Origin of the sequence: Blautia faecis (assembly GCF_020554845.1) — a bacterium.
In the GTDB taxonomy this organism is placed as follows: Bacteria; Bacillota; Clostridia; order Lachnospirales; family Lachnospiraceae; genus Blautia_A; species Blautia_A faecis.
The window spans coordinates 1-13,303 of the sequence record NZ_JAJCIA010000020.1; the positions used below are offsets into that span (position 1 = coordinate 1).

Here is a 13,303-nt window from a genome sequence, read left to right on the forward strand (position 1 = left end):
GTATCCCGCCAGATTTCAGATACTCTGGTAACTTAGTTGCCGAGTAGTTCACGAGAAAGGTAGATAGTTATTTAAGACAGTGGAAGGATAAAGAAAACAGGCTTCCGCTAATCATTAAAGGTGCAAGACAGATTGGGAAAACGGAATCTATTGTTCATTTTGCAAGTGAAAATTATGAGAATATAGTTTTTATAAATTTTGTGCTGGAGGGGCAGTATAAAACTATATTAAGTGACGGATATTGCCACTTCTTTGAAGGCTTTTAAGCTGGATGGAAGATTTGATGTAATTTGCAGCGGATCTCTACTTGGAATTAACTATAAAAAGATCCACAGCAATAGCGTTGGCTATAAAACAGATTACGAAATGTTTTCCATGGATTTTGAGGAGTTTCTCTGGGCAAAGGGTTACTCAGATTTACACATCGAACAGATCCTGGAACATATGTGTTCTGGGAAAGCATTTTCTGATACGGAGTTGTCTGTTTACAAAAAACTGTTTCTTGAATATTGCGTGCTTGGGGGCATGCCAGCAGTGATCAGACAATATATAGAAACGAATACATTTTCTGATACTTTGGAAATTCAGCATCAGATTCAATTAGATTATGAAGAAGATATCAGAAAATATGCAGAAGGGTTAGACCAAACGAAGATTGCCAGTGTATATCGAAGTGTTCCGGTACAGCTGGCAAAAGAGAATAAAAAATTCCAGTTAAGTAAAATTGAGAAAAACGCAAGAAGCAGAGAGTATTCGGGCTGTATTGACTGGCTTAAGGATGCGGGAGTTGTTTCTGTTTGCTACTGTTTGGAATATCCGGAATTGCCGTTAAAAGGAAATTATGATGAATTGAAGTTTAAGCTGTACTATCCAGACACCGGCCTGCTAATTGCCTCTTTAGATGAAGAAGCGCAGGAAGATTTACGTGCAAATAAAAATATGGGTGTTTATAAGGGGGCTTTATATGAAAATTTCGTTGCAGAGGCGTTTCTGAAGCAAGGATTAGGATTATATTATTACAAAAAAGAAAATGCAACTTTGGAAGAAGATTTTTTTGTCAGGACAAAAGATGAACTGGTTCCGGTTGAAGTAAAGGCAAATAAAAATCGCTCAAAATCTTTAAGAAAATTGATTGATAATGAAAGTTACAGCGATATTAAGTGGGGAATAAAACTGGCTGACAGCAATGTGGGAATAGAAAATGGCATTTATACATTTCCATATTTCTGCTCCTTTTTGATTAAAAGATATCTGGCAAAAAGAGGCTAAAATTAAACGGCTGCCGCATTGTTCAAAGTGTTTTGATAATGCGGCAGCTATTTATTAATTAAATTCTTTTCAGTTCATAGCTTCTTGTTCCAAGTCCAATCTTCTCACCATGATCCAGAGTTGCTTCCCACTCTACATTCGGATTGGAATCCATAAAGTGGTTGTGGTGGCAATGCCATTCCGGTTTCGCAAGATTGTCGCCAAGCTGGCTGTTGCGGATTGGTTCTGCAGCAAGACATGCATCTACGCAGGCCTGATCAAGAGCAATCGGGTCGAAGCTTGCGAACATTCCGATATCCGGAAGAATCGGAGCATCATTTTCGCCGTGGCAGTCACAGTTAGGGCTGATGTCCTGAACCAGAGCGATATGGAAGCATGGGCGTCCATGACAGACTGCCTGTGCATACTCTGTCATCTTACGGCAGAGAAGCTCATTGGAATTGCTGTGCGGGTTGTGAATTGCATCAAAACTGCAGGCACCGATACAACGGCCGCAGCCCTTGCATTTATCATAATCAATGACCGCTTTTTTCTCCGGATATGTAATAGCGTCACTTCCGCATTCCTTTGCGCAACGTTTGCAGCCGCGGCAAAGGTCTGTTTCGATAACTGGTTTACCACTATTGTGCTGAGCCATTTTTCCGGCACGGCTTCCGCAGCCCATACCAATATTCTTGATTGCGCCGCCGAAACCGGTGGCTTCATGTCCCTTGAAATGAGTAAGACTGATGAATACGTCAGCGTCCATTACAGCACGGCCGATTCTGGCAGTTGGACAATACTCTGCATTCTCTACAGGAACTTCTACATCATCTGTACCGCGAAGTCCGTCACCGATAATGATCTGGCAGCCAGTGGTGATAGTATTAAAGCCATTCAGATTCGCACAATCCATGTGCTCCAGGGCATTCTTACGGCTTCCCGGATAAAGGGTGTTACAGTCAGTAAGAAACGGCATTCCTCCAAGCTCCTTACAAAGATCGGCTACTACTTTTGCATAATTGGGGCGCAGGAAAGCAAGATTTCCAAGTTCGCCGAAATGCATTTTGATGGCAACGAATTTACCCTCCATATCGATGTCTTTGATTCCTGCTGCGATGCAAAGCTTTTTCAGCTTGTCCAGCTGGCTTGTGCCGACTTTACAGCGGAAGTCAGTGAAATATACAGTTGATTTTTCCATAAAATTCCTCATTTCTGATTTTTATTTATCTTCATATTATTCTTGTGATTGCTTTAATGTCAAGTTATTTTTGTACTATAGCGTGTCCTCAAAATCGTTCCCACAAATTGTAACTCACATCTTGCAGAAAGCCTTTTCAAACACGTTTTAAAAGAACTTCAGAACATCCTCCAACTCTCTGCGTCTCGGACGGCTGGGCTCCTCATCGGCTTTTCCCACAGCAATAACGGAAACAATGGTTTCACTTTCCGGAATAGAAAGCATTTCACGAATTTTGTCCCCATCCCGAAGTCCCATAATCAGAGTGGAAAGACCAAGCTCTGTGGCTTTCAGAATCAGGTTTTCGTTCTGAAGACCAAGGTCGTAACAGCCCCATCCATTTCCAATCTCATTATCAGGAGTGCCGTCTGTCTGGAAACCGGCACGGTTATGTACGAAGGTGGTGACGATTAAAGCTGCATGCTCAGTTTTTACATCGTTATTAGCGTAACACAGGCATTCCTTACGAAGCTTCTGACTCATGTCCGCTGATAAAACACAGTAATAACGACCTGTTTCTGTATTCTTCCATGATGGCGCTTCCAAAGCGGCCTGTACAAGCTGCTGGATCTGCTCTTTAGTAACATTTGTATGGGAACTGTACTTACGCACAGATCTTCTGTTCTCAATAAGTGTCTGAAATTCCATGAAAAAGCCCCCTTAAAGTATGTTTTGGCTGTATTTTAGCATAATTCATTGGATGTGAAAAGTTAAAATTTTTTGTAACCTTTCTCCCTATTTATTTGTATAATTAGTGAAGGTACCCGACACAAGAAAATAACAGACCGCTGCTTTTCATACTGATCAGCAGCCAGAGGAGTTCTCATGAGACAACCAGTTCAACAGCTGATCCAGCTCTACCAGAACAATCTTTTTACCGCAGCGTTTAATATTTGTCAGAATCAGATGGATGCGGAGGATGCTGTTCAGGAGACGTTTGTTCAGTATTACACCAGCAGAAAAGAATTTGAAAATGAGCAGCACATCCGGGCATGGCTCCTTCGTGTGGTTATCAATAAGGCGAAAAATATAAACAGGACTTTCTGGAAGAAAAATAAATGCTCTCTGGAGGATTATATGGAAACTCTTTCTTTTCCAGATTCCCAGTCAAGAGATTTGTTTGAAGAGGTAATGAAGCTTCCGGACAAGTACCGCATTGTGATTCACTTGTTTTATTACGAAGATTATCTCGTCAGGGAAATAGCCGAAATCCTGAAGCTTTCAGAAAGCAATGTAAAGGTTCGGCTTTCCAGGGGAAGAGCCTTGCTTAAGGATTCTTTAAAGGAGGAATGGGAAAATGACGAATGGTGAAAAATATAAAAAAGCTTTTTCCGTATTGCAGACTTCAAAGGGCTCATTACAGGAGGTTGAAAATATGGCAAAATTACAGAAAAGAACAAAAATGAAAACTGCAGCTGCAGTGATTGCAGGCTGTATTATCCTTGGAGGAACCGGTACTGCATATGCAGCGAATGTTGGAGGTATCCAGCGCACGGTTCAGATCTGGCTTCATGGTGATCAGACACAGGCGACCTTAGATGTTTCCAATGACGGTACTTATACTATGGAATACTATAATGAGGATGGCACACTTCATCAAACCGGTGGCGGTGGAGTATCTATTGATGCTGACGGAACTCAGCGCGCTCTTACAGCGGAAGAGCTTATGGAGGAAATCAATTCTCCTGATGTAGAATACGAAGAAGATGGAAGCGTATGGGTTTATTTTCATAATCAGAGTATTGACATTACCGACAAATTTGATGATAATAATGTTTGTTTTGTAAAGGTTACAGATGGAAAAGAGACATTCTATTTAACGGTGAAATATAAGAATGGGTACACTTTTTCAAATGATAAATATATAGAACCGTAGAGCTTTTTTCAAACACGCTCTAAAGCGTTTGGTAGGCGTGGAACAGCTGACTTTCATATATGGTGATGTCACCGACATGTTCGTTTAGATAATTGAATTAAGCAAGGATGGCGAGGGGCAAAGGTCTCTCGCCTGATTTACGTAAGGGGGATGAATATGATTTATGAATTAATAGAAACGGGCAGAGCCAGTGCTCTTTTTGCAGGCTGGCAGGATAGTGTGGTCTGGTCCGCATTGCAGGGAGTGATGGGGAAAATATATGTGGATTCTCTGGAAAAACCGGAGAGTGGTGTTGTTATGCTTGGGGATTTCTGCTTCCTGAGTGGAAAACCGGAATCAGAGATCATTTCCGGAGCTTTGACAAATAGTGCATCAGAGGAAGTGATTCTGGTTCCGCAAAATGATGACTGGGCACAGATGATTGTGGAGTGTTACGGGGAGAAGGCAGAGAAAGCGCTCCGTTATGCAATCAAAAAGGAACCTGGGATTTTTGATTTAAAGCAGCTTCAGAAGGTAGCACAGAGTTTGCCAGGAGAGTATGAGATGAGACTGATCGATCAGGAGCTTTTTGAAATTTGCAGAGATACACAGTGGAGTAAGGATCTGACAGCAAACTACGAAAGCTATAGTCAATACAAAGAGTATGGACTTGGTGTTTGCATTTTAACGGGCGGGGAAGTAGTCGCCGGAATTTCCTCTTATTCTGGTTATGGCAGAAGAAGTGACGAGAATCTTGGATGTCATGGTGGAATTGAAATTGAGGTAGTAACCCGTGAGGACTACCGGAGAAAAGGTCTTGCATATATCGGAGCGGCGCGGCTGCTTCTGGAGTGTGACAAACGCGGGCTTTATCCAAACTGGGATGCAGCCAACAAAATGTCAGTAGGACTGGCAGAGAAACTGGGGTATCATTTCAGCCATGAGTATGTGGTTTATAAAGTGAAAAAGTAAGTTGCGGCGAACCTGGAAGTATGATAGAATATGAAATGCTGAAACAAAATGTTATATAATTGTGATTTTTGTTATAAAAAATAAAAGAAAACACTCACAATAGAAGAAAAATGTCAACTGATTGAAAAAGTGGCGGAAGCATTCGGCTGAAAGAATGGGATGTAAGGCTGCTTTTTAGTGGAAGTAGGAGAACTTATGACTGGATTTGAGAAGCTGGAAAACAGTTTAATAGATGTAATAAAGGAAGAACAGGCTAAGCTTGGATTTAAAGAAGAGAAGATTCACTTATATTATCCGCTGTCTTCCCTGAATCATTTCTTCCTGGCACAGGACAGCGCAGATGAAATGGCAGCCCGTCTCCAGAACCTGCCGGAAAAATTGACATCCAAACTGGGAGAAGTGAGGGTGTCTCATAAAGGGGACAGATTCTGCTTTTATATACCGGAGCCAGGAAGCGTTTATGTACATGAGAATATGAAAGAGAATGAATTTATTAAAGTACTTATTGAACTGGTTCAGAAGCATGAATGTACGAAGGTAAAATTACTTGACCTGTTTGCTTCTTACTGGGAAAAAACAGAAAGCCAGGAAATGGACAATGGGGAATTTGATTTCTATATCCGTTTTCTGGATAAGGCAGACGATACGTACTATTACTGCTTTAAGGACGAGGGATTTCACTTTATTTACCATAGATTTCTGCCAGAGGATTATGAGGATTTTGGATTTTGAACAAGCGTAAATCTTGACAAACAAGAAAACTTGTGCGTATATTGTAAAAAAGCTGTTGCTTGTTCATTACAAAGGAGGAAATCGAAATGGATTTGAAAAACTATTCAACAGGTGTCCAGCACATTGGAATTCCAACGAACGATATTGATAAAACTGTAGATTTTTACCATAAACTGGGTTTTGAAACAGTTTTTGAAACAGTTAATGAAGAGGCGGACGAGAAGGTTGTATTTCTGAAGCTTGGAACTCTGGTTGTGGAAGCCTATGAGAATCATGTAGCAGTCTTTCGTGCTGGAGCAATTGATCATGTTGCACTCGATGTTAAGGATATAGAAGAAATTTATCAGTACATTAACCAGGCTGGTTTGAATACCACACAGGACAGTATTCATTTTTTACCATTCTGGGAAAATGGAGTAAAGTTTTTCACTATTGAAGGTCCGAACAAAGAGAAGGTTGAATTCAGTCAGTACTTATAAAGGATATTTACAACAGGAAAGGGGCTGTCACACTGAACCGCTCCCCGTCAAGTAGACAATTGAAAAAATATAAATTTTTCCTGCCAGCAGAAATTTATCTGCTGGCAGTTTTTATGCGGCTTGCAAGTAAATTTCGTGTTTTTCCATTGGTGTTAAAATTCCGAGATTCCTTTGTAAGCGTTTATTGTTATAGTAATCTATATAATCTTCGATCATTTTTACGAGAGTACCTCTATCAGTGAATCGTTTTCCATAGTATCGCTCTCTCTTCAAAATCCCCCAAAAGCCTTCCATTGGTCCATTGTCGATACATTTAGCAACTCGCGACATGCTTTGTATTATTCCAGCATTTACAAGTTTTGTATGAAATGTCCTGTTCGTATATTGGAATCCCCTGTCACTGTGAAACAGTGGCTGCGCACCAGGATTTCTAAGTAAAGCATTGTCTACCGTATCAAACACCAAAGCATTGTTGTTCTTATCACGAATAACATACGAAACAATCCGTCTATCATATAGGTCCAGTATTGCACTTAGATAAACTTTATGCTTTTCAATCCCAATATAATAATGGAATTCTGTCACATCAGTGAGCCATTTTTCATTTGGTGCTTTGGCAGTAAACTCCCGATTAAGTATGTTTTCAGCTATATACTGAGGGTTTGCAGCCTGTCTTGTGCATCCGCTGTTAGAATACTTGATAGTTGATTTTATATTAAGTTTACGGCAAATGCGTAGCACACGTTTATCGTTTATATCAATACCATGATATCGTTCCAAATCATCTCTGATCCTTCGATAGCCTTTATCCGGTGAGTCTGTGTGAATCTTTTCTATCTCGTCAGCAATAAACCTATTCTTTTGCTCGCTTTTGGGAATTTCTCTGTGTAGCCATTTATAATAAGCTGCTCTAGAAACATTACCAAGTTTGCAAAGTGCAGCAACTGAATAATTATGATCTTCATGTTCTTCTTTGATTGCCTGCTATATATGTTCATGACGGACCAGGCTTAGCCCCGCCTCCTCTCTATTTCTTCGAGTTTTTTTAAAAAAGATGCCTCCATTTCAGCACGTTCTTTCTCTGCTTTTAAAATTTTAACTTCAGCACGCAGCTTTTCTAATTCACTCATCTCATCGGGACGTTTTCGTTTGCCACGGTTATCTCTTAAAGCTTCTACTCCACCAGCTTCATATTTGACTATATAATTGCGAGCCTGTTGATAGGACACCTGGTATTGTTCTGCTGTTTTGGCATAATTACGATTATGTGCGATACAATACTGTACTATTTCAACCCGTTCTTCAAAAGTGGTTTTTCTTCCTTTGGTCATGATAATGCTTCCTCCTGTTCCAGAAGATTTTAATTCTTCATGACCATTATACTTCTTTATCCAGATTTGTAACTTAGCTTTTGAACGGATTTCGTATTTTTTGCAAATATCATCTTGAGAACCATAGCCTGCTAAATAATCTACGACTGCTTGTTGTTTCAATTCTTTGGAATATTTTTTATTCCCTTTCAATGTGAATGCATTTGCTCCCATAGATTCATAGTTTCGAATCCATTGTTGGACAGATGCGAGACTTACATCAAACATATCGGCAATTCGCCGTTGACTTTCTTTTCCATCCAGATATAGATTTACAGCATATATCTTATCCGCAACAGATACTTTTCTTTTAGACATAAAATATGCTCCCTCCTAAGTGACAAGTTTTTATTATTTCACTTGCCTACCTAGAAGGGAGCATATCACACTAAGTGCGACAGTCCCAGTTTTTTTGGCTATGAATTAAGATGTCATGTATGCATGGATATTTGCTAACTGCTGTGAAGGGAAACGTCCAGGTGCTCATAGCACTGTTTGTTTCATTGTTTGATTATCGGCATAGCTTAGGGGAGATTCCATAATATTTCTTGAATACTTTGCTGAAGTAACCGGAATCTTTATAACCGACAAGAGAAGAAACTTCTGTAATACTGGTATTTCCCTGTTCCAGTAATCGTCTGGCATGTTCCATTCGGACTGAAAGTATATAATCTGTAATGGTACATTTCATATATTTGTTGAATATTTTCCGAATATAGCTGGCATCCAGAACAACATTTTCCGAAATTTGCTTCACTGATAACTCCTCATCCATATAATGCTGCTGAATATAATCCTGAACCAGATGAATTATTTCCGATGCACGTGAAGGCTTGGAATTGCCAGAAAGCAGAATCGCTTTCTGACATATGTGAAACAACAGATCACAGCTGTCATGTGTTGAGGATTTCAGAAAAATATTTGGATATAAAACAGGGTCATTATCCAGCACATCATTGATATTAATTTCTTTTTCTGAAAGAAAAGAAAGAATGATGGAAAAAAGCGGAGATAATAGAAGCTGAGCAGTATACATGTCAGAATTCTGCAGCAAAACCTGTTGTTCAATTTCCAGCAGTACCTCTTTCGCATCTTCCAATGATGTCTGACGCAATGCCATAAGAAAGCGGTTGTAAATATCCAAACCAGCAAAGCGTGGTGAAAATATGTGATTATTATTGCTATAGCGGTAAATGGGACTGTCTTGTGATGTCTTATATTGCAAAGCAAGTAAAGCCTTTTGGTAGCTGTCCGCTATCTGACCAGAATCTTCTGCAATGGTTCCAATTCCGAAAGCAAGGTCTATAGAAAACCATTTTTGAATGAATGTTTTGACGGTTTTCATAAAATCAAAGGAAAAATTCTCCGCTCTTTTTTGTGTCTGAAAATTAAAAAGGTAAACAATGTTATTATAAGTATCCTGGAAAGAGTAATAGTTAACTGTTGAATTTATCAATTCATCCAGGCAGTTTTTTACACTGAATTTCAGAAGAGATAAATTTAATTTATTAAGCTCCTGGCAGGAGATATAATTAAATTCTACTATGGCAATCTGATAAATATCTGATACTTTCCATTGGTCAAAAAGATATTTTGCACCATCATCAGATTCAGATGGTTCTTTTGAGAAGGAAAGAAGAGAATACATATAATTATCCAGGGTAAAGTCATGCAATTTCTTTTTGCGAATAGTTTCCTGCTGCTTCTGTTTATATTTTTGTTTCAGAGTTTGAAGAAGCTCAGAGAGTTCATCCGGAGATATTGGCTTTAGCATATAGTCTTCAACCTGGAGCTGTATTGCCTTTCTGGTAAATGAGAAATCAGAATATCCGGTTATAAATACAATCATAATATGTGGATATTCTTCCTTGATTTTTTCTGCCAGTGTTAATCCATTGATATGGGGCATATTAATGTCCAGAAAAACAATATTAATAGTATTTTTTGAAAGCTCAGAAAGAACTTCCTCTCCGTTCTGAGCAAGGCAGCAGACCTGGAAACCAAGGGAATGCCAGTCTACGGCAGTAAGCATGTAATTACGAAAATATAGTTCATCGTCAGCTATTAATACACGTATCATAATTCCTCCCAATTCTTTGGTATACAGATGACAACAGCTGTACCGGTATCTTTTTGACTGAAAATCCGAAATTTGCATTTGTTATTGTAGTAAAGGAAAAGTCGGTTGTAAACACTTTTCAGTCCGAAATGATCTTCTGCTTCAGGAGAATTCAGATAACGGCGAAGCTTTGCCTGTTCCATTCCTACTCCGTTATCACAAACACATAAAGTAATATGGTCAGTCCGTACTCTGGAGAGAATCTTGATAATTCCCGGAGATGTTTTTTCCTTTATTCCATGATATAAAGAATTTTCTACAAGAGGCTGTAAGGTCATTTTGGGGATTATGTAGTTTTCTGCTTCTGGTTCAGCTTCAATCTGGAAATCCAAAATAGTAGCATAACGGTATCTCTGAATGAGCAGATAATTTTGCAGCATACGGAATTCTTCCCGAATTGGAATCAGTTCTTTTCCATTACTGAGCACACAACGATAATAATCTGCAAGATATTTTGTTACAGTGGCTGCCTGTTTTTCCTGTTTTTGATAGCAGGAAATATAAATCAAATCCAATACATTGTAGAAGAAATGGGGATTGATCTGAGCCTGCATTAAGGACAGTTCATATTTTCGTTTCTGACGCTCATCTTGTTTGATCTGTGCAGTCAGTTTTTCCAGTTCCTGAACCATGCTATTAAAATTATTGGATATATCTCCGATTTCATCATTTTGCTTAAGATTAGAGCGAACTTTTAAATCTCCAAGTTCGACGTGCTGCATTCTTTCAGAAAGATATTCCAAAGGGCTTGTAATAAGTCTGGTAAAAGCAGAAATCAGGAAAATAATAGTGATTGTGCTTAATATCAGGATAAGAACCAGTAAAAACATATTTATGGCAAAAGTGGATCTGAGGCTTTCCAGTGGAGTTTCGTTGACCAGAATATAATCAAGAAAACCTGTGGGAATCCAAGTTAGCATGTGCTTTTCTTTGTCTATGTTTATAATCCGGGAACCGGTTTTAGCACTATATATAAAAGAATAACTGTCAGGATCTGCCTGACACAAAGCAGTGCTTCCTGAATTGGAAACCACAATTCCCTGTTTGGAGTTAATTATATAATAGTTTTGATTTAAATTGTCAAACAAAGAAGAAATAGTAGCAGCTTTTGTGTTTAAAAATAAATAACCAAGTGTTTTTCCGGTATTAATATTGATTACTCTTTTTGAAAATGTTAAAACTGGTGAATCGGTTCCGAGATATGCACGCTTCTGTATATTGAGAAACTGATTCTGCGGAACACCGGTTGAAGGAATATTATCAAGCAGCGCTTCCTTAATTTTGCTGAGGTCAGGCTCCCTGTCGGTACCGGCGTAGACAATTTTATCATTTACAGTGAGATAAACCACAGAGTCTACAAAAGAAAATAAGTGCAGGTTATAGTTAAAAGCAGACTTCAGGTAGGAATTAGTCGGATTGCTAAAATAATAACTTTGAGTTTGGTTGATTGTGCTGATCAATTCATTTGAACAGAGAATGACATTATGATATTGGGTTTTCATGTCATTGTGGAGTAGATGACATTCATTTTGAATATGTTCTACAGAACTTTTCAGCTCTTTTTGCGAAAACTGGTAATTGGCGAAAATAAGTAAAACAATGTTTTGCAGCAATACAAGAAACATGATGATAAGAATCAGTTTCTTTTTCAATGTAAAGTCAGGTAATGCAAACCGCTTTGCAGACATGATTTCTCCTCCGGTTCCGAAATAAAGTAATCTTACAATATAGGATAAGTACAAAATAATTTTAGGAATTCATGTACTGTAAACCTGTAATGAATTATAACATTATCGTATGGAGAGTTAAAGCTGAACAAAAGAAATGCCTGTTTTTTCTAAAAAGAAGCCTGTTTTTTCCAGATGAAGAAAAGAAGCCTGTTTTTTACAAAAACAAACCTATAAAACACAGGAAATTGTCAATGAAATCAAAGATAATAGAGACATCAAATACAACAGGTAATCAAAAAGGAGGATTAAGAAATGAAAAAAAGAGTAATCAGTTTTATGATGTCGGCAGTCCTTACATTGTCTGGACTTGGCTGCTACGGACTTGCAAATGTGCATGCAGAAACGGATACGAATGTTGAACGGAAATTAAAAATTTTTGCACATTATGCAGAAGCAGAGAAACCGATTCTGGATTATGCAATCAGCAAAGTTCAGGAGAAATACCCGAATGTAACGTTCGAAATTGAGGCACATCCTAATGATGATGGTCAGACATTAAAGACACGTGCCGCAACAGGAGACATGCCTGATATTGCACATGTAAATGCCGGAGATGTGGAATCACTTTCAGCAAGCGGCAGCTTACTTGATGTAGCTGAGTATGTAAAGGATACCGGATATGCAGATAAAATGACCGAATCTGCAAAGGGAACGGAAGTCTATGATGATGGAAAAACATATATTTTCCCAGACTCCGGAGCTTCTTCAATTCTGCTCTATTACAATAAAAAGGTATTCGAAGATAATAACATTAAGGTGCCGGAAAATTATGATGAACTTCTTGAGGCAACGAAAGAACTGGTAGCTGATGATATCATCCCATGTGCTCTTTTTGCCAAGGAAGGTTTTGTGAGCGGTGCATTTTTCGATATGTTTGCGCTGAAATCAAATCCAGCTGGATTAAAGGCTTTATCAGAGGGAAAGGCTCATGCATCAGATAGTGGATATGCAGAGGGCATTAAAAAAATGGTTGACCTTGTAAATGAGGGATTCTTCCAGGCTGGATGTACATCTACAGACTATGAGACAGCACAGAATCTGTTTACATCAGGTCAGGCAGCAATGTTTATTAACGGCGACTGGGATATTTCTTCTTTAGTAGAAAAAATGGGCGATGATGTAGGATATTTTGAATCCTATCCTATGGCTGATGCTGGAAAAGAGCAGGATAATTACTATGCATTTTCCGGTGGTTTTACATATGAGGGATATGCTGTTTCTTCTGATACAGAGGATCCGGAGCTTGTTGCCGATATTGCTTCAATTCTGGCAGAAGGTACTGTAGAAGGAAATTATATCTATCAGTCCAAAATTCCAACTGTAATTAATATAGATTCTTCTATTGAACCGAATACTCCGGTTCCGGAACTGGCAAAAAAAGAAGCAGAAGAATTAAAGAACATGGATTTCCAGACTGCATGGACACACACTTTGAAAAATGCCGAGTTTGCCACAAGTTTTGTAGAATTATTACAGGAAATGCTTACAGGAATGGATGCAGATGATGTAATTGTGTCTATTGATGATCTCGTAGACAGTGTTGGTGGAAACTAAGAGT

The 13,303-nt window shown here is 38.8% G+C and carries 14 protein-coding genes; 8 read left to right on the top strand and 6 right to left on the bottom strand.

All coding sequences use genetic code 11. The annotated features are described in order from the left end of the window. Positions 1-149: 149 nt before the first annotated feature. The gene (locus LIZ66_RS19350) at positions 150-266 is read left to right on the top strand and encodes a hypothetical protein (RefSeq protein ID WP_270430591.1); all 117 of its coding nucleotides are present in this window, start codon (positions 150-152) and stop codon (positions 264-266) included. Then, the gene (locus LIZ66_RS10935) at positions 253-1,269 is read left to right on the top strand and encodes an ATP-binding protein (RefSeq protein ID WP_227200823.1); all 1,017 of its coding nucleotides are present in this window, start codon (positions 253-255) and stop codon (positions 1,267-1,269) included. Before LIZ66_RS19350 ends, LIZ66_RS10935 begins: the two co-directional genes overlap by 14 nt. A gap of 58 nt (positions 1,270-1,327) precedes the next feature. Here LIZ66_RS10935 and LIZ66_RS10940 read toward each other — a convergent pair whose 3' ends face one another. Next, complete coding sequence (locus tag LIZ66_RS10940) at positions 1,328-2,449, bottom strand: DUF362 domain-containing protein (RefSeq protein WP_195408758.1); 1,122 nt, start codon at positions 2,447-2,449, stop codon at positions 1,328-1,330. Positions 2,450-2,596: 147 nt separating this feature from the next. Continuing rightward, entirely contained in the window at positions 2,597-3,136 is a 540-nt protein-coding gene (locus LIZ66_RS10945) for a nitroreductase family protein (RefSeq protein ID WP_118577635.1), read from the bottom strand. 177 nt (positions 3,137-3,313) lie between these two features. Here LIZ66_RS10945 and LIZ66_RS10950 point away from each other — a divergent pair, with 177 nt between their 5' ends. The 5 genes from LIZ66_RS10950 to LIZ66_RS10970 all read left to right on the top strand — a co-directional run bounded on the left by LIZ66_RS10950 (position 3,314) and on the right by LIZ66_RS10970 (position 6,526). Continuing rightward, positions 3,314-3,799, top strand: coding sequence for an RNA polymerase sigma factor (locus LIZ66_RS10950; RefSeq protein ID WP_118577634.1), 486 nt, complete (start codon positions 3,314-3,316; stop codon positions 3,797-3,799). A 64-nt stretch (positions 3,800-3,863) separates the two neighbouring features. Next, positions 3,864-4,364 carry a fimbrial biogenesis chaperone gene (locus tag LIZ66_RS10955; protein WP_227200824.1) on the top strand — a complete coding sequence of 167 codons (501 nt, stop codon included), beginning with the start codon at positions 3,864-3,866 and terminating at the stop codon, positions 4,362-4,364. 156 nt (positions 4,365-4,520) lie between these two features. Continuing rightward, complete coding sequence (locus LIZ66_RS10960; protein ID WP_195408757.1) at positions 4,521-5,315, top strand: GNAT family N-acetyltransferase; 795 nt, start codon at positions 4,521-4,523, stop codon at positions 5,313-5,315. Positions 5,316-5,510: 195 nt separating this feature from the next. Then, the gene (locus tag LIZ66_RS10965) at positions 5,511-6,047 is read left to right on the top strand and encodes a DUF3877 family protein (RefSeq protein ID WP_195408756.1); all 537 of its coding nucleotides are present in this window, start codon (positions 5,511-5,513) and stop codon (positions 6,045-6,047) included. Positions 6,048-6,133: 86 nt separating this feature from the next. Continuing rightward, on the top strand, positions 6,134-6,526 hold the full coding sequence (locus LIZ66_RS10970; RefSeq protein ID WP_195408755.1) for a VOC family protein: 393 nt from the start codon (positions 6,134-6,136) through the stop codon (positions 6,524-6,526). 111 nt (positions 6,527-6,637) lie between these two features. Here the strand turns inward: LIZ66_RS10970 and LIZ66_RS10975 are convergent, their stop codons facing one another. The 4 genes from LIZ66_RS10975 to LIZ66_RS10990 form a co-directional block, all read right to left on the bottom strand. Then, a complete protein-coding gene (locus tag LIZ66_RS10975; protein WP_227200843.1) occupies positions 6,638-7,504 on the bottom strand; it encodes an IS3 family transposase in 867 nt (288 codons plus the stop codon). Between the two features lie 32 nt (positions 7,505-7,536). Beyond that, a complete protein-coding gene (locus LIZ66_RS10980) occupies positions 7,537-8,214 on the bottom strand; it encodes a helix-turn-helix domain-containing protein (protein ID WP_195477191.1) in 678 nt (225 codons plus the stop codon). Positions 8,215-8,407: 193 nt separating this feature from the next. Further along, on the bottom strand, positions 8,408-9,976 hold the full coding sequence (locus tag LIZ66_RS10985) for a response regulator (RefSeq protein ID WP_227200825.1): 1,569 nt from the start codon (positions 9,974-9,976) through the stop codon (positions 8,408-8,410). Then, positions 9,973-11,703, bottom strand: coding sequence for a sensor histidine kinase (locus LIZ66_RS10990; RefSeq protein WP_227200826.1), 1,731 nt, complete (start codon positions 11,701-11,703; stop codon positions 9,973-9,975). The genes LIZ66_RS10985 and LIZ66_RS10990 overlap by 4 nt, the downstream gene beginning before the upstream one ends. 294 nt (positions 11,704-11,997) lie before the next feature. On the opposite strand from LIZ66_RS10990, the gene LIZ66_RS10995 reads away from it, so the two are divergent. After that, on the top strand, positions 11,998-13,299 hold the full coding sequence (locus tag LIZ66_RS10995; protein WP_227200827.1) for an ABC transporter substrate-binding protein: 1,302 nt from the start codon (positions 11,998-12,000) through the stop codon (positions 13,297-13,299). The last annotated feature ends 4 nt before the right edge of the window (positions 13,300-13,303 follow it).